General features: G+C 69.7%; 16 protein-coding genes, 1 tRNA gene, 1 other RNA gene and 1 pseudogene. 15 read left to right on the top strand and 4 right to left on the bottom strand.

Going from position 1 to position 15,651, the window contains the following annotated elements:
* From C5F48_RS16670 to C5F48_RS16660, 3 genes are all read right to left on the bottom strand, one after another.
* The coding region (locus C5F48_RS16670; RefSeq protein WP_181247716.1) for a cryptochrome/photolyase family protein at nucleotides 1–907 on the bottom strand (907 nt) is incomplete at its 3' end.
* A 135-nt stretch (nucleotides 908–1,042) separates the two neighbouring features.
* On the bottom strand, nucleotides 1,043–2,281 hold the full coding sequence (locus tag C5F48_RS16665; protein WP_107665000.1) for an aminotransferase class V-fold PLP-dependent enzyme: 1,239 nt from the start codon (nucleotides 2,279–2,281) through the stop codon (nucleotides 1,043–1,045).
* Nucleotides 2,282–2,401: 120 nt separating this feature from the next.
* The gene (locus C5F48_RS16660; protein WP_107664999.1) at nucleotides 2,402–3,391 is read right to left on the bottom strand and encodes an MDR family oxidoreductase; all 990 of its coding nucleotides are present in this window, start codon (nucleotides 3,389–3,391) and stop codon (nucleotides 2,402–2,404) included.
* A gap of 218 nt (nucleotides 3,392–3,609) precedes the next feature.
* Between C5F48_RS16660 and C5F48_RS16655 the strand changes: the two genes are divergently transcribed.
* From C5F48_RS16655 to C5F48_RS16585, 15 genes are all read left to right on the top strand, one after another.
* On the top strand, nucleotides 3,610–4,656 hold the full coding sequence (locus tag C5F48_RS16655; protein ID WP_107664998.1) for an extracellular solute-binding protein: 1,047 nt from the start codon (nucleotides 3,610–3,612) through the stop codon (nucleotides 4,654–4,656).
* A gap of 164 nt (nucleotides 4,657–4,820) precedes the next feature.
* Nucleotides 4,821–5,252 carry a PACE efflux transporter gene (locus C5F48_RS16650; RefSeq protein ID WP_107664997.1) on the top strand — a complete coding sequence of 144 codons (432 nt, stop codon included), beginning with the start codon at nucleotides 4,821–4,823 and terminating at the stop codon, nucleotides 5,250–5,252.
* 13 nt (nucleotides 5,253–5,265) lie between these two features.
* Nucleotides 5,266–5,621: a transfer-messenger RNA gene (gene ssrA / locus C5F48_RS16645) on the top strand.
* A 52-nt stretch (nucleotides 5,622–5,673) separates the two neighbouring features.
* Nucleotides 5,674–6,096 (top strand): NUDIX hydrolase, encoded by a 423-nt coding sequence (locus C5F48_RS16640; RefSeq protein ID WP_107664996.1) that lies wholly within the window; start codon nucleotides 5,674–5,676, stop codon nucleotides 6,094–6,096.
* A 41-nt stretch (nucleotides 6,097–6,137) separates the two neighbouring features.
* Nucleotides 6,138–6,788, top strand: a complete 651-nt coding sequence (locus tag C5F48_RS16635; RefSeq protein ID WP_107664995.1) for a DUF1194 domain-containing protein — start codon at nucleotides 6,138–6,140, stop codon at nucleotides 6,786–6,788.
* Nucleotides 6,789–6,843: 55 nt separating this feature from the next.
* Nucleotides 6,844–8,097 (top strand): chromate efflux transporter, encoded by a 1,254-nt coding sequence (gene chrA, locus C5F48_RS16630; RefSeq protein ID WP_107664994.1) that lies wholly within the window; start codon nucleotides 6,844–6,846, stop codon nucleotides 8,095–8,097.
* Between the two features lie 96 nt (nucleotides 8,098–8,193).
* The gene (locus C5F48_RS16625) at nucleotides 8,194–8,658 is read left to right on the top strand and encodes an SspB family protein (protein WP_107664993.1); all 465 of its coding nucleotides are present in this window, start codon (nucleotides 8,194–8,196) and stop codon (nucleotides 8,656–8,658) included.
* Between the two features lie 84 nt (nucleotides 8,659–8,742).
* On the top strand, nucleotides 8,743–10,137 hold the full coding sequence (fumC, locus tag C5F48_RS16620; RefSeq protein ID WP_107664992.1) for a class II fumarate hydratase: 1,395 nt from the start codon (nucleotides 8,743–8,745) through the stop codon (nucleotides 10,135–10,137).
* Nucleotides 10,137–10,334, top strand: coding sequence for a DUF4169 family protein (locus C5F48_RS16615; RefSeq protein ID WP_107664991.1), 198 nt, complete (start codon nucleotides 10,137–10,139; stop codon nucleotides 10,332–10,334). The genes fumC and C5F48_RS16615 overlap by 1 nt, the downstream gene beginning before the upstream one ends.
* A complete protein-coding gene (locus C5F48_RS16610; RefSeq protein WP_107664990.1) occupies nucleotides 10,331–10,546 on the top strand; it encodes a ribbon-helix-helix domain-containing protein in 216 nt (71 codons plus the stop codon). Before C5F48_RS16615 ends, C5F48_RS16610 begins: the two co-directional genes overlap by 4 nt.
* A 122-nt stretch (nucleotides 10,547–10,668) precedes the next feature.
* Nucleotides 10,669–11,955: a homoserine dehydrogenase gene (locus C5F48_RS16605; RefSeq protein ID WP_107664989.1), complete on the top strand. Its 1,287-nt coding sequence runs from the start codon at nucleotides 10,669–10,671 to the stop codon at nucleotides 11,953–11,955.
* Nucleotides 11,956–12,014: 59 nt separating this feature from the next.
* Complete coding sequence (glpX, locus tag C5F48_RS16600; protein WP_107664988.1) at nucleotides 12,015–12,980, top strand: class II fructose-bisphosphatase; 966 nt, start codon at nucleotides 12,015–12,017, stop codon at nucleotides 12,978–12,980.
* Nucleotides 12,977–14,731, top strand: coding sequence for a single-stranded-DNA-specific exonuclease RecJ (recJ, locus tag C5F48_RS16595; protein ID WP_107664987.1), 1,755 nt, complete (start codon nucleotides 12,977–12,979; stop codon nucleotides 14,729–14,731). The genes glpX and recJ overlap by 4 nt, the downstream gene beginning before the upstream one ends.
* Nucleotides 14,732–14,807: 76 nt before the next feature.
* A tRNA-Glu gene (locus C5F48_RS16590) sits at nucleotides 14,808–14,882 on the top strand.
* Nucleotides 14,883–14,974: 92 nt separating this feature from the next.
* Complete coding sequence (locus C5F48_RS16585; protein WP_107664986.1) at nucleotides 14,975–15,298, top strand: YnfA family protein; 324 nt, start codon at nucleotides 14,975–14,977, stop codon at nucleotides 15,296–15,298.
* On the opposite strand, the pseudogene C5F48_RS25235 reads toward C5F48_RS16585, so the two are convergent.
* Nucleotides 15,299–15,651: pseudogene (locus tag C5F48_RS25235) on the bottom strand (DUF4153 domain-containing protein); the annotation flags it as partial.

Below are 15,651 nucleotides of genomic sequence, written 5' to 3'. Positions count from 1 at the left end.
CGAAGCTCTGCCAGTCGTTCCGCCAGTTCTCGCTGGCGATCTGCGGCGTGTGGTGCAGCAGGTGATAGGAGAACTCGCGCCAGACCACTTCCTTGAGGAATTTCTCCGCCCCCGGCACGCCCTCGTGCAGCGCCCGCATCCCGGCGTGCCAAATCGCCCGCGGCGTGATCTCGCCATAGGTCAGATGCTCGGACAGGCGCGAGGTCGCCTCGACCCCGGGCAGATCGCGGGCCTCGGCATAGCGCTCCAGCCGCGCGTCGAGAAAGCCCCGCAGACGCGCCTGCGCCGCCGCCTCGCCGACGCTGGCATAGCGCGCGACCACGGCTGCGCCGCGTTGCATCGATGCGCCCATCCGCCAGTCTTCCAGCCGATCGCTTTCCGGCCATTGGGCAGGCGCGGGCAGCCGCTTCGCCGCGGGCAGCGCATCGGCCACCGGGCGCTGTCGCACCGCGTTCCAGTAGGGCGTGTAGACCTTGTAGAACCCGCCCTGCCCGGTCTGCACCTCCCAGGGCTCGTGCAGCAGATGCCCGGCGTGGCTCTCCGCCGAGAGCCCCCCGGCCCGCAGCGCGGCCTTCACCTGCCGGTCGCGCGCCACCGAGGCCGGATCGTAGAGCCGCGACCAGCGCACGCCCTCGGCCCCGGTCTCGCGCGCCAATGCCTGCAGGACCTCCAGCGCCGGACCGCGCCGCAGCACCAGCCGGCTGCCCAGCGCCTCCAGCGCGCGGGCGAAGGTGGCAATCCCCTCGCCCAGCCGCCATTTCGCCGCCGCCCCGATCGCCTCGGTCTCGGGGTCGAGGATGAAGACCGGCAGCAGCGGCCTGCCGCTGTCGAGAGCGGCAGCGAGCATCGGATGGTCGGCCAGCCGCAGATCGCGTCGGAACCAGAGAAGCAGCGGTTGGTCGGGCATGGATCGGGGAACTCTCGAAATTTCACAAGACTTACGCAGCATTGCCCGTCGCGGATCACTCGGCCGTCTTCTTGGCGGAAATACTCGCAGGGGAGCCGTATCACGGCGAGGGGGGTGGCAGGCCCCCTGCCCGGCTCAGGCCGACAGCACCTCGTCCAGAGCCAGCATCAGCTTGGCCACCTCGGCCTGCGAGGTGTAATGCACGAAGCTCAGACGCAACACCCCCCGGCCCAGATCGACCCCCATCGCCTCGAGCGGACGCCCGGCATAGAAATCGCCGCCTCCCGCCATGATGCCCTTGGCTGCCAGCGCCGCCGCCACCCGCTCCGCCGGGCCATCGAGCGCCACGGCCACCGTCGGCGCGCGGCTCTCGGCCTGCCGCGGGCCGATCAGCCGCAGGTCGTTGCGCGCGGCGAGCTGGTCGAGCAGCGGCTGCAACAGCCGCACCTCCTGCGCCCGCATCAGCCCGTGCACCGCGCGGTTGCGCGCCGTCGCATCCGGCTCGGGCGCGAAGTGATGCGCGTGGAGGTCATCGATGTAATCGGCCATCCCGGCGCAGGCCGCGATCTGCGCATGGTCCGGCCCGGCGGGGGTGAAACGCTTGGAGAGCGTGCCCGCGTTGAACCAGTGACCCTGCGCGGGCAGGAGCTCGCCGAAGGCGCGGCGGATCACCATGATCCCCTGATGCGGCCCGTAGGTCTTGTAGGCCGAGAAAAGATAGACATCAGCCCCGAGCGCCGCCATGTCGGGGAAACCATGCGGCGCATAGCTCACCCCGTCGACGCAGGTAAAGGCGCCCGCCGCCCGCGCCATGCCGCAGATCTGGGTCACCGGGTTGATCTCGCCCACCACGTTCGAGCAATGCGGGAAGCAGACCAGCTTCACCCGCCCGTCCTCCAGCAGTCGGCCCAGCGCCGCGGGGTCGAGATGCCCCGTCTCGGGGTCGATGCGCCATTCGCGCACCTCGATCCCCTCCTCCGCCAGCCGCCGCCAGACGCCGGAATTCGCCTCGTGATCCTGATTGGTCACCACCACCGCACCGCCGGTCCCGGCCAGCCACTTGCGCACCGCCTGCGCCAGCACGAAGGTATTGGCGCTGGTCGAGGGCCCGAAAGAGACCTCTTCCGCCTCCACCCCCATCAGCGCCGCCAGCCGCGCCCGCGCCTGATCCATCTCCTCGCCGCCGAGCCGCGAGGCCTCGTAGGGCGCATAGGGCTGCACCTTGCGCTGGCGGTAGAAGCGGAACAGCCGGTCGATCACCGGGCGGCAGGTGTAGGACCCCCCGGCATTCTCGAAGAAGGCCTGCCCGTCGAGGGCGGCCTCCTGGAAGGCGGGGAACTGGGCGCGGACGAAATCGGTGTCGAGGACGGTCATGGACTCTCCGGGAAGGGGCCGCGCGGGGGCAGGCTGCGGCGGCAGGCGTCGCGGGGGCGACCGGCAAACGCTAGCCAGCCGCCCGGAGGATGACAAGCGCCGCGCTCAGGGGCGGGTGTCTTAGGCCCTGACGTCCACGACGACGCGGCCCTGCACCTCGCCCTTCAGGATCGCGGCGCCGAGTGCCGGCAGTTCGGCCAGCGTGGCGGGCCGGATCATCGTCTCCAGCCGGTCGAGCGGCAGGTCGCGGGCGATCCGCTCCCAGGCGCGGACCCGGCCCGGCATCGGCTTCATCACCGAGTCGATGCCGAGAAGGTTCACCCCGCGCAGGATGAAGGGCACCACCGAGGCCGGCAGCGCCGTGCCGCCCGCGAGCCCGACGGCGGCGACCGAGGCGCCGTATTTCATCTGCCCCAAGACCCGCGCCAGCATCGCCCCGCCCACCGCGTCGACGCAGCCCGCCCAGGTCTCGCTTTCCAGCGGCCGCTTCACCGTCTCGGCCAGATCGGCGCGCGGCACGATCCGCGCGGCGCCGAGATCGCGCAGATAGGCCTCCGTCTCGGGCCGCCCGGTGACCGCCGCCACCTCGTAGCCGCGCGAGGCCAGCAGCGCCGTCGCGACCGAGCCGACACCGCCCGCAGCCCCCGTCACCAGCACCTCGCCCTGATCCGGGGCAAGCCCGTGATCCTCCAGCGCCAGCACTGCCAGCATCGCGGTGAAGCCCGCCGTGCCCACCGCCATCGCGGCGCGGGTGCTCAGCGCCTCGGGCAGCTTCACCAGCCAGTCGGCCTTCACCCGCGCCTTGGTGGCATAGCCGCCCCAGCGCGTCTCGCCCACCCGCCAGCAGGTCAGCACCACCCGGTCGCCCGGCGCGAAACGGGCGTCGTCCGAGCTTTCCACCACGCCGGCGAAATCGATGCCCGGTACATGCGGCCAGCTCTTCACCAGCCCGCCGCCCGCGCCGAGGCAGAGCCCGTCCTTGTAGTTCAGCGTCGAATACTCGACCGCCACCGTCACCCCGCCCTCGGGCAGCCGGTCGTCCGGCAGATCCTGCAGGCTGGCATGGGCCACACCCTCCGCATCCTTCTCGACCAGCAGCGCCCTGAACATCGCATCCCCCTTCGTCTTCCGCCCAAAGTTTGGGCATAACCTCCGCCCGGCCTTCAAGCCGTCGTGATCCCGTCGCCTGCACAGGACAGGACCATGGCGCGGGGCCGACTCTGCAATAAGTGCTTGAGACAGCACCAGTGCTATTCTAGCGTCCTCCTACCCCCCGGCCAGCGCGGCGAGATGCGAGGCCGGTGTCCGCAATCATACGAGGAGCCCCAATGATCCGCCGCACGTCCCTTCTGGCCAGCGCCGCCCTTGCCTTCGCCCTGCCCGCCTTCGCCGCCGACAGCGACCTGATCGTGTTCGACTGGGCCGGGTTCGAGGATGACAACCTGCTCGCAGACTACATCGCGAAGCATGGCGACAAGCCGACCTATGCCTTCTACGGCGACGATGACGAGGCCTTCCAGAAGGTCTCCTCAGGCTTCAAGGCCGATGTGGCGCATCCCTGCTCGCAGATGGTGTCGAAATACCGCGATGCTGGGCTGATCGAGCCCTGGGACGTGAGCAGGATCCCGGAATACGCCAATATCGCGCCGCGCTTCACCAATTCCGAGATCTTCAAGGACGATACCGGCGTCTGGTACATCCCGACCGATTACGCCTACACCGCCATCGCCTACAACACCGAGGCCGTCCCGGCCGAGGAGGTCTCCACCCTGCAGGTCTTCCTCGACCCGAAATACCAGGGCCGGATCTCGCTGCCCGACAACACCGATGACATCTGGTCGCTGGCCCTGCTGGCCACCGGCGTCACCGACTGGACCAACGTGACGGACGAGCAGTTCACCGCCGCCGCCGACTGGCTGCGTCAGGCGCATGCCAATGTCCGCGCCTATTGGGCCGACCCGTCGGAACTGGCGCAGCTGATGGCCACGGGCGAGGTGCAGGTGGCATGGTCCTGGAACGACTCGATCGCGCTGATGCGCGGCGAGGGCTTCCCGGTCGGCTTCGAGCGTCAGGCCAAGGAAGGCGCGGCGACCTGGTTCTGCGGCTACGTCAACTTCAAGGACGCACCCGGCAGCGAGGACAAGGCCTACGACTTCATCAACTCCTGGCTGGCGCATCCCTCGGCCAAGGGCCTGCTCGAGGGCTTCGGCTATGCCCATACCAATGACGCCGCCATGGCCGAGATCTCCGAAGAGGAACTGGTCGCGGCCGACGTAAACCCGATCGACACCACCCTGCTGGCTCAGACCCCGATCGCGCCGGAAATGCGCGACCGGATGCTGCAGGAATTCGAGATGATCAAGTCGGGCTTCTGATCGACGCGACCCACCGATGCGCCGCCCCCTCACCGGGGCGGCGTTTCCCATCGCGCCCTTGCCACCCTCCCCCGGACACCCATATCTGGGGCGGAGAGGACGACCTCCCCCCGCAACGGGGCACCGCTCGGGACGGCCCGGACCTGCAAAGGAAGGGCCATTCCATGCGCACCACCCTCGACCGCATCCGCCACGCCACCGGCTTCGAGCTGATCGGCCTCGTCCTCGTCACTCCCTTGGGCATGATCGCCTTCGGCAAGCCGCTGCACGAGATCGGCGCCATCGCCGTGATCGGCGCGACGCTGGCGATGCTCTGGACCTACATCTACAACATCGGCTTCGACCACCTGATGCAGCGCCTCACGGGCGGCACGCAGAAGACGCTGCCGCAGCGCATCGCCCATGCGGTCCTGTTCGAGCTGGGGCTTCTGCTGGTGCTGCTGCCGGTAATCGCCTGGTGGCTCGGCATCACGTTCTGGGAGGCGCTGGTGATGGATGCGGCCTTCGCCTTGTTCTACATGGTCTATGCGCTGGTCTACAACTGGGCCTACGACCGGCTGTTCCCGCTGCCCGAATGGCAGAACGCCCAAGGCTGAGGCCAGACGGTCTCCCCTTGCGCCCGCCCCGCCCCCGACCTACATTCAGCCTGTCACGGGCAACCGTGACTATGGCGATAAACGCACCCGTAATAAACGGATCGGACCCGGGGGCGGTACCCGGCGGCTCCACCAGACTTTCCCCGCGTTGGGGGCGGAGGGGGCCGAAACAGGATCGACGAACGTCTAAAGGGGCCAGCTTTTGCTCGGTGAGGTACCACCGTTATCGGTCCGCAAGTGCAGTTGCCAACGACAACCGTGCTCCGATGGCTCTGGCTGCGTAAGCAGTTCGAGTTATCGAAACTTAAGCCCTTGCGCTTAGCCGCGTAAGGCGGGGTTCGCAGGTACCTGGCAACAGAAACCTGCACTAAATCCCCTATTCCAGATGGTCAGCGCCGCCCGCATTGGGTAGCACTTGCGCATGACCGCCGCGCGCCCCTCCCTCGCCGTCCTCGCCGTCGTGCTGCACGAGGGCAATGTCCTCTTGGTGCGCCGCCTGAACGAGCCCGACGCCGGGCTCTGGGGCTTTCCCGGCGGCCATGTCGAGCGCGGCGAGACCGGCCTCGCCGCCGCCTCACGCGAGTTGGTGGAGGAGACCGGCGTCATCGCCACCCCCGTCGACTACCTGATGAACCTCGACATCCTGCTGCCCGACGCCTCGGGCGGCGTGGCGCATCACTTCTTCCTCGCCGCCGTGCTCTGCGCCTATGTCGGCGGCGCCCCGCAGCCGCAGGACGATGTCTCAGAAGTCGGCTGGTTCCCCACCGCCCAGATCCTCGCCCGGGCCCTGCCGATGAGCGCCGACGTCGACACCGTGCTCGCCGCCGCCCTCGCCCGCGGCTGACCACGCTTGCCTTGCGCAGGCTTCGGCCGCAGGCTGCCGGGATGCTGCGCTGTCTCGCCCTCGCCCTCTGTCTGGCCCACCCCGCCCGCGCCTGCGAGACGGCGCTGCTTCTGGCCATCGACATCTCCGGCTCGATCGACGCCGGGGAATATGCACTGCAGGTCGAGGGCCTTGCCGATGCGCTGGACGACCCCGAGGTGGCGGAGGTGCTGCAGCGGGGTCAGGTGGCGCTGGCCGCTGTGCAATGGTCCGGCGTCGGGCGGCAGGCGCTGGTGCTGCCCTGGCGGCGGATGCTGTCGGGCGCCGAGATTTCCCGTTTTGCCCAAGCCGCCCGCAGCCTGCCCCGCGCCTTCACCGCCTCCGACACGGCGGTGGGCGAGGCGATCGGCTTCTCCCTCGCCCAGTTCGAGGCCGTCGCGGATTGCAAGCGCCGCGTCATCGACATCTCTGGCGACGGGCCCGAGAATGCGGGCTACACCGTCGGCCGCGCCCGCAGCGCCGCGCAGGCCGCCGGGGTCGAGATCAACGCCATCGCCATCGAGGACATGGGGCCCTCCGCCCCGATCACCGCCTTCTACAGCCGCCTCGTCGTCACGCGCGGCGGTTTCGTGATGACCGCCCGTGGCCTGCAGGACTATCCGCAGGCCATCCGCGCCAAGATCCTGCGCGAGTTGGAAAAGCCGGCAAGCTGAGGTTGCGCTGTCACAATCCGCCGCTAGTCTCCGCCCCCAGCCAGCCGGAGCCCCCATGCAAGCCAGCCTCACCGACCTGACCCGCGTCTTCGCCCGGATCGGCATCCTCTCCTTCGGCGGCCCCGCCGCGCAGATCGCGCTGATGCACCGCGAGCTGGTCGACGAACGCAAGTGGCTGACCGAGGAAGAATTCCTGCGCGGGCTCTCCTTCTGCATGATGCTGCCCGGCCCCGAGGCGATGCAGCTTGCCACCTGGGCCGGCTGGAAGCAGCGCGGCACGGCGGGCGGGCTGATCGCGGGGCTCCTCTTCGTGCTGCCGGGGGCTGCCGTGGTGCTGGCGCTGGCGATGATCTACGCCAGCTTCGGCAGCGTGCCCTTGGTGCGGGCGCTGTTCGAAGGCGTGCAGGCGGCGGTGATCGTCATCGTCTTCGAGGCGTTGCTGCGCGTCGCCCGCCGCGCCCTGACCCGCCGCAGCCATGCGCTGATCGCCTTCGCGGCCTTCCTCGGCCTCTTCGCCCTCAACCTGCCCTTCCCGGTCATCATCCTCGCCGCCGGGCTCTGGGGCGCGCTGACCGCAACCGGCGCCACGACCGAGGCCAGCCCCCCGCCGCCCAACATGATCCGCACCACCCTGCGCAGCGCGGCGCTCTGGGGGGCGATCTGGCTCGCCCCCCTCGCCCTCTTGGCGCTGCTGGAGGGCGGGCTCTTCACGCAGATCGGCGTCTTCTTCTCGCAGCTCGCCGTCGTCACCTTCGGCGGCGCCTATGCCGTGCTGGCCTGGATGACGCAGGCCGTGGTGCAGGAGAAGGGCTGGCTCAGCCTGCCGCAGATGATCGACGGGCTGGGGCTGGCCGAAACCACGCCGGGACCGTTGATCCTCGTCACTGAATTCGTCGGCTACCTCGCCGCCCATCGCGATGGCGGGCTCCTCTGGGGCGTCGCCGGCGCGCTCGTCGCGCTCTGGGCCACCTTCGCCCCCTGCTTCCTCTGGATCTTCGCCGGTGCGCCCTGGATCGACCGGCTCGCCCATGCCCCGCGGCTCTCGGCGGCGCTCTCGGGCATCACCGCCGCGGTGGTCGGCGTCATCGCCAACCTCGGCCTCTGGTTCGCCGCCCATGTGCTCTTCGACCGCGTCGGGCTGTGGGAGGCCGGGCCGCTGCGCCTGCTGCATCCCGACTGGGCCAGCCTCGACCCCGTGGCGCTGCTCCTCGCGCTCGCCGCGGCGCTTTTCCTGCTGCGGTTGCGCCTGCCCTTGCCGCTGGTGCTCGCCCTTTGCGCAGGCGCTTCGGCGGCTGTCGCATGGCTCTGACCGGGAACGCCCGTCATGGCTGAAAATCCCAAGGGTCGCCCCCTTCCCTTCGGAGGCGAATCCCCTATGCTGGCCGGAAATTGGAAAGGATTGGGCATGGCGCGTTCCATCGACTACGGCAACCTCATGCATCGCGCGATGCGCGGGCTGATCCAGTCCGTGCTGACGGATGTCTCGGAACACGGGCTTCCGGGGGCGCATCATTTCTTCATCACCTTCGACACCAACCATCCTGATGTCGCCATCGCCGACTGGCTGCGCCAGCGCTACCCGACCGAGATGACCGTGGTGATCCAGCACTGGTTCGAGAACCTCGTCGTCACCGACGAGGGTTTCACCGTCACGCTGAACTTCGGCAACCAGCCTGAGCCGCTGGTGATCCCCTTCGACTCGGTGCGCACCTTCGTCGATCCGTCGGTCGAGTTCGGCCTGCGCTTCGAGACGCATGAGGATGACGAGGAAGCCGAGGATGACGAGGGCGATCTCGAGGAGGACGACGGCGACGACGAGCCGCCGCGCCACGACGCCCAGGTGGTCAGCCTGGACAAGTTCCGCAAATAGGCCAAGCCGGTATGCGACGGTATGCCGATTGATTTTCCCCGCCGTCCCCCCTAAGACGGCGGCGAGACATCAAGGAGCTTGCCGATGACCGCAACCCGCACCGAGACCGACAGCTTTGGCCCGCTGGAGGTTCCCGCCGACAAGTATTGGGGCGCGCAAACCCAGCGCTCGATCCAGAACTTCCCGATCGGCTGGGAAAAGCAGCCCGTGGCCATCGTCCGGGCGCTCGGCGTCATCAAGAAGGCCTGCGCGCTGGTGAACATCGACCAGGGCGACATCTCGGCGGAGCTAGGCGAAGCCATCGCCAGGGCCGCCACCGAGGTCATCGACGGCCGCTTCGACGACAACTTCCCGCTGGTCGTCTGGCAGACGGGGTCCGGCACGCAGTCGAACATGAACGCCAACGAGGTGATCTCGAACCGTGCGATCGAGATGCTGGGCGGCACCATGGGCTCGAAAACGCCGGTGCATCCGAACGACCATGTGAACATGGGCCAAAGCTCTAACGACACCTTCCCCACCGCGATGCATGTTGCCATCGGCATGATGGCCCGCGACGTGCTGCTGCCGGGGCTGGAAAAGCTGCATGCGGCGCTGCTGGCGAAGTCGGAAGAGTTCAAGGACATCATCAAGATCGGCCGCACCCACACGCAGGATGCGACGCCGCTGACCCTGGGCCAGGAATTCTCCGGCTATGCCAAGCAGGTCGAGAAGGGCATCGCCAGGGTGAAGATGTGCCTGCCCGACATCTACGAACTGGCGCAGGGCGGCACCGCCGTCGGCACCGGGCTCAACACCCGCGTCGGCTGGGACAGACGCGTTGCCGCCAGGATCGCCGAGATCACCGACCTGCCCTTCGTCACCGCCCCGAACAAGTTCGAGGCGCTGGCCGCGCATGACGCCATGGTGATGTTCTCGGGCGCCCTGAAGACCGTCGCGGCCTCGCTCTTCAAGATCGCCAACGACCTGCGCCTCCTCGGCTCCGGCCCGCGCTCCGGTCTGGGCGAGCTGATCCTGCCCGAGAACGAGCCGGGCTCGTCGATCATGCCGGGCAAGGTGAACCCGACCCAGGCCGAGGCGCTGACCATGGTCTGCGCACAGGTCATGGGCAACGATGCCGCCGTGGGCTTCGCCGGCTCGCAGGGCCATTTCGAGCTGAACGTCTACAACCCGATGATGTCCTACAACGTGCTGCAGTCGATGCAGCTTCTGGGCGATGCCGCGGGCAGCTTCACCGACAACATGGTGGTCGGCACCCAGGCCAATACCGCGCGGATCGACAAGCTGATGAAGGAATCGCTGATGCTGGTGACGGCGCTGGCGCCGACCATCGGATATGACGCGGCGACCAAGGTGGCCAAGACCGCGCACAAGAACGGCACGACGCTGCGCGAAGAGGCCATCGCGCTCGGCTATGTCGATGCCGAGACCTTCGACCGCGTGGTGCGGCCCGAAGACATGATCGGCCCGAAGGGCTGATGGCCAAGGTCGTCAACCTCACCCAGGCCCGCAAGGCGCGCGACCGCGCAGCGAAGCGGGCCGAGGCTGACGCCAATGCCGCGAAGTTCGGCCGGACCAAGGCCGAGCGCGATCTGGAGCAGGCGCAGGCCGACAAGGCCCGCGCCGCGCTCGACGCCCACAAGCGCGACCAGGCCGATAAGCGCGATCCGGAATGAGCGGGCGCCCGGAAAAACGCTCGCTCACCCTGCGTGGCCACCGCACCAGCGTCTCGCTGGAGGAGGAGTTCTGGCGCGCCTTCCGCGAGATCGCCAGCGCCCGCGGTCTGGCGGTGAACGCGCTCGCCGTCGAGATCGACGAGACGCGCGAGGCCGATGTCGGCCTCGCCTCGGCCATCCGGGTCTTCGTGCTGCGCCACTACCGGGGCTGACGGCCCCTGCCCCGGCAGGCGGCGCATTTCCGGCGGCCCGCGTTGCATGCCTCGCGGCAACGCGCTAACAGACCCACGCACCCACACCCGGAGCAACGCCGGGTCTTGCTTTCGGAGGTTTCATGGCTGCGCCCCTGCGTCTTGGTCTTGCCGGTCTCGGCACCGTCGGCATCGGCGTCGTCAGGATCGTGCAGCGCCATGCCGCGCTGATCGAGGCGCGCTGCGACCGCCCGGTGGTGATCACCGCCGTCTCGGCGCGCGACCGCACGAAGAACCGCGACGCCGACCTTTCCGCCTATGCCTGGGAGACCGATCCTGTGGCGCTGGCACGGCGCGACGACATCGATGTCTTCGTCGAGGTGATGGGCGGCTCCGAAGGTCCGGCGAAGCTCGCCACCGAGGCGGCCCTGGCGGCCGGCAAGGATGTGGTGACGGCCAACAAGGCGCTGCTCGCGCATCACGGACAGGCGCTGGCCGAGGCCGCCGAGGCCAAGGGGCTGGCGATCCGCTTCGAGGCGGCGGTGGCCGGCGGCATCCCGGTGATCAAGGCGCTGACCGAAGGGCTGGCGGGCAACGGCATGCGCCGGGTGATGGGTGTGATGAACGGCACCTGCAACTACATCCTCACCCGGATGGAGAGCGCGGGCCTGCCCTATGACACGGTGTTCGAGGAGGCGCGGCAGCTCGGCTATCTGGAGGCCGACCCGAACCTCGACGTCGGCGGCATCGATGCGGGCCACAAGCTGAGCCTGCTCGCCGCCATCGCCTTCGGCACGCGGGTGAGCTTCGACGCAGTGGAGCTGGAGGGGATCGGCGCGATCTCGATCGACGATATCCGCCACGCCGCCGATCTGGGCTTCCGCATCAAGCTTCTGGGCGTGGCGCAGATGTCGGGCCGCGGGCTCGAGCAGCGGATGACGCCCTGCCTCGTGCCGATGGACAGCCCGCTGGGCCAGCTGCAGGGCGGCACCAACATGGTGGTGCTGGAGGGCGACGCGGTCGGCCAGATCGTGCTGCGCGGTCCCGGCGCCGGCGAGGGCCCGACGGCCAGCGCGGTGATGGCCGATGTGATCGACCTCGCGCGCGGGCTCAGGCTGCCCACCTTCGGCCAGCGCGCGAGCCGTCTTGCCGTGCCGGTGGCCGCCAAGGTGGCGACGCCCGCACCCTATTACCTGCGCATGACGCTCTTGGACAAGCCGGGAGCGCTTGCCAAGATCGCCACGACGCTGGGCGACGCCGGGATCTCGATCGACCGGATGCGGCAATATGGCCATGCGGGCGGCAACGCGCCGGTGCTGATCGTCACCCACAAGGCGACGGGCGCCGATATCGCCCATGCCATCGGCCGTTTCGCGGCGACCGGAGTGCTTGTCGGCGATCCGGTGGCGATCCGCATCGAAGAGGTTTGATCCCCGGGCCGGCCTTCACTAGAGAGGGGGGCGGAGACTTGCACCCTAAGGATAGTAAAATGGCTGACGCCCAAGAATTTCATGACCGCATGCTTTCACTCGGCCTTGCCCGCGTGTCCGAGGCCGCAGCGCTGGCCTCGGCCCGGCTGGTCGGGCGCGGCGACGAGAAGGCCGCTGATCAGGCCGCCGTCAACGCGATGCGCGAACAGTTGAACCTGCTCGACATCGCCGGGGTGGTGGTGATCGGCGAAGGCGAGCGTGACGAGGCGCCGATGCTGTTCATCGGGGAAGAGGTCGGAACCGGCAATGGCCCTGCCGTGGATATCGCCCTCGACCCGCTGGAAGGCACGACGCTGACGGCCAAGGACATGCCCAACGCGCTGACCGTGATCGCCATGGCGCCGCGCGGTTCGCTGCTGCATGCGCCCGACGTCTACATGGAAAAGCTGGCCATCGGCCCGGGCTATGCGGTCGATACCGTGACCCTGTCGATGTCGCCCGCCGAGCGGGTCCACGCGCTGGCCAAGGCCAAGGGCGGCGAGGCCGCCGACATCACCGTCTGCATCCTCGAGCGTCCGCGCCACGAGGCGCTGATCGAAGAGGTCCGCTCCACCGGCGCGGCGATCCGGCTGATCACCGATGGCGACGTGGCCGGCGTGATCCACTGCGCCGAGGCGCATCTGACCGGCATCGACATGTACATGGGCTCGGGCGGCGCGCCCGAGGGTGTGCTGGCGGCGGCGGCGCTGAAATGCATGGGCGGGCAGATGTATGGCCAGCTCCTGTTCCGCAACGATGACGAGCGGATGCGCGCTAAGCGCGCCGGGATCACCGATCTCGACCGGATCTACACCCGCGACGAGCTGGTGACCGCCGACGTGATCTTCGCCGCGACCGGCGTCACCTCCGGCTCGATCCTTGCGGGCATCCAGCGCGAACCCGGCTGGGTCACCACCGAAACCATCCTGATGCGGTCCAAGACCGGCTCCGTGCGTCGCATGAGCTACCGCAGCCCGGTGAAATGACGGCTCCGGCGGCGCGCGCGTTCCTTGGCGTCGAGGCGTCAGCGACCGGCCGCCGCTGGGTCGGCCCCACGGGCGAGGAGGATCGTCTGGCCGAAGCCATGGCCCAGACGACCCGGCTGCCCCTGCCGCTGTGCCGCACGCTCGTGCGGCGCGGCGTGGCGGCCACGGATGCCGAGCTCTTCCTCGCCCCCGCCCTGCGCGACCTGCTGCCCGACCCGCTGAGCCTGCGCGACATGGGGCCCGCCGCCGACCGGCTGCTGGCGGCGCTGCGCCGCCGCGAGCGGATCGCGATCTTTGCGGATTACGACGTCGATGGCGGCACCTCGGCGGCGCTGCTCATCACATGGCTCAGGGCGCTGGGGCTGGCCTCGACGCTCTACATCCCCGACCGGATCGACGAGGGCTATGGCCCGAACGTGCCCGCCATGCAGCAACTGGCGGCGGCGCATGACCTGATCATCTGCGTCGATTGCGGAACCCTGTCTCACGAGCCCATCGCCGCCGCAGCGGGCACCGATGTAGTGGTGCTCGACCATCACCTCGGCGCCGAGACGCTGCCCCCCGCGCTCGCCGTGGTGAACCCCAACCGGCAGGACGAGGACGGCTCGCTCGGGCACCTCTGCGCGGCTTCGGTGGTCTTCCTCCTGCTGGTGGAGGCGAACCGGCGGCTGAGGCTGGAGGGCCGGCAGGGGCCGGACCTGATGGCGATGCTCGATCTGGTGGCGCTGGCCACGGTGGCCGATGTCGCCCCGCTGATCGGGGTGAACCGGGCGCTGGTGCGGCAGGGGCTGAAGGTCATGGCGCGGCGCGAGCGGCCGGGGCTGGTGGCCCTAGCCGAGGTGGCGCGGATGGATGCGGCGCCGAACAGCTATGCCCTGGGCTTCCTGCTCGGGCCGCGGGTCAATGCCGGCGGGCGGATCGGGCAGGCCGATCTCGGCGCGCGGCTCCTGGCGACCGACAACCCGATCGAGGCCAAGGCGCTGGCCGAGCGGCTCGACCAGCTGAACACCGAGCGGCGCGACATCGAGGCGCGGGTCCGCGCCGAGGCGCTGGCGCAGGCCGAGGCGCGCGGGCTCGACGGGCCGCTGGTCTGGGCGGCGGGGGAAGGCTGGCATCCGGGGGTCGTCGGCATCGTCGCCGCCCGGCTGAAGGAGGCGACCAACCGACCCGCCGTGGTGATCGGGCTGGAGGGCGGCATCGGCAAGGGGTCGGGCCGCTCGGTCGCGGGCGTCGATCTCGGCGCGGCGGTGCAGCGGCTGGCGGCCGAGGGGCTGCTGCTGAAGGGCGGCGGACACCGGATGGCGGCGGGGCTGACCGTGGCCGAGGACCGCATGGCGGAGGCGATGGAGCGGCTGGGCGAGCTGCTGGCGCGGCAGGGGGCGGGGCTCGGCGGGCCGGCCGACCTCCGGCTCGACAGCCTGCTGATGCCCTCGGCGGCGAGCATGGCCTTCTGCGAGCAGATCGACAGCGCCGGCCCCTACGGAGCCTCCGCCTCGGCCCCGCGCTTCGCCTTCGCCGACCAGCGCGTCACCACCCGGCGGATGGGCGAGAACCACCTGCGGCTGAGCTTCGGCGACGGCGAGGGGGCGCGGGTGGATGGCGTGGCCTTCGGCGCCTTCGACGGCCCGCTGGGGCCGCTGCTGGAAAATCCGGGCGCAAACCGCTTCCATCTGGCGGGCCGGCTGGAGGTCAACACCTGGGGCGGGCGCAGCAAGGTGCAGTTCCGGCTCGAGGATGCGGTGCGTCTGTGACAGTTTTGCGCGGGGGAGTGAATTTCCCCCTTGCGCTGTCCGCCGCGGCGTTTTAACACCGCGCCACTGCCAGCGTGGCCCGTTCGTCTATCGGTTAGGACACCAGGTTTTCAACCTGGTAAGAGGGGTTCGACTCCCCTACGGGCTGCCACTTTCTCCTGCCTCTTCCGCCTTCTGCGCCGGCCGTCCTTGCGGCCCGACGGCCTTTGGGCCAGTCTCGCCGCGTCGCAGGACAGGGGCCGCATGACCAGTCTTCTCCTCTACGCCGCCGCCGCAATCGCCGAGATCGGCGGTTGTTTCGCCGTCTGGGCCGTGCTGCGGCTGGGGCGCTCGCCGCTCTGGCTGGCGCCGGGGATGCTGTCGCTCGCGCTCTTCGCGACGCTGCTGGCGCTGAGCCCAGCCGAACAGGCCGGACGGGCCTTCGCGGTCTATGGCGGGGTCTATATCGCCGCCTCGCTCTTCTGGCTCTGGGCGGTGGAGGGCATGCGGCCGGACCGCTTCGACCTGATCGGCGCGGCGGTCTGCCTTGCCGGCGCGGCGATCATCCTCTGGGCGCCCAGAGGATGATCAGGGCGCGAGGAACAGCATCTCGCCGCCGAGCCGCAGCCCGTTCAGCGGCACCGGCGCTGGCGCCGGCGCGGCGTCGAGCAGATCGGCGATCACCGTCCCGGACAGCTGCGGATAGAGGCCTGTCAGCGTGCTAACCGCCCGGCGCTGCAGCAGGCCGTCCACCATCGCCAGCCCCTCGGTGCTGATGTGTTCCGCCCCGTCGCGCAGCAGGACGATGGCCTCGGCGCCCGCCGTCTCCGGCCAGAAGTCGCCGGTCAGCATGACGCAGCCCGGTCGGCCATCGGCCAGCCGGTTGCGGCAACGCTCCAGCCAATAGCCGCGCTCGTCGTCGCTGAGCCCGGCAAGCAGGC

It is taken from the genome of Cereibacter changlensis JA139 (assembly GCF_003034985.1).
Classification (GTDB): Bacteria; Pseudomonadota; Alphaproteobacteria; order Rhodobacterales; family Rhodobacteraceae; genus Cereibacter; species Cereibacter changlensis.
Note: the sequence above shows the minus strand (reverse complement) of the source record. Positions and strands in the feature narration are given on the sequence as shown.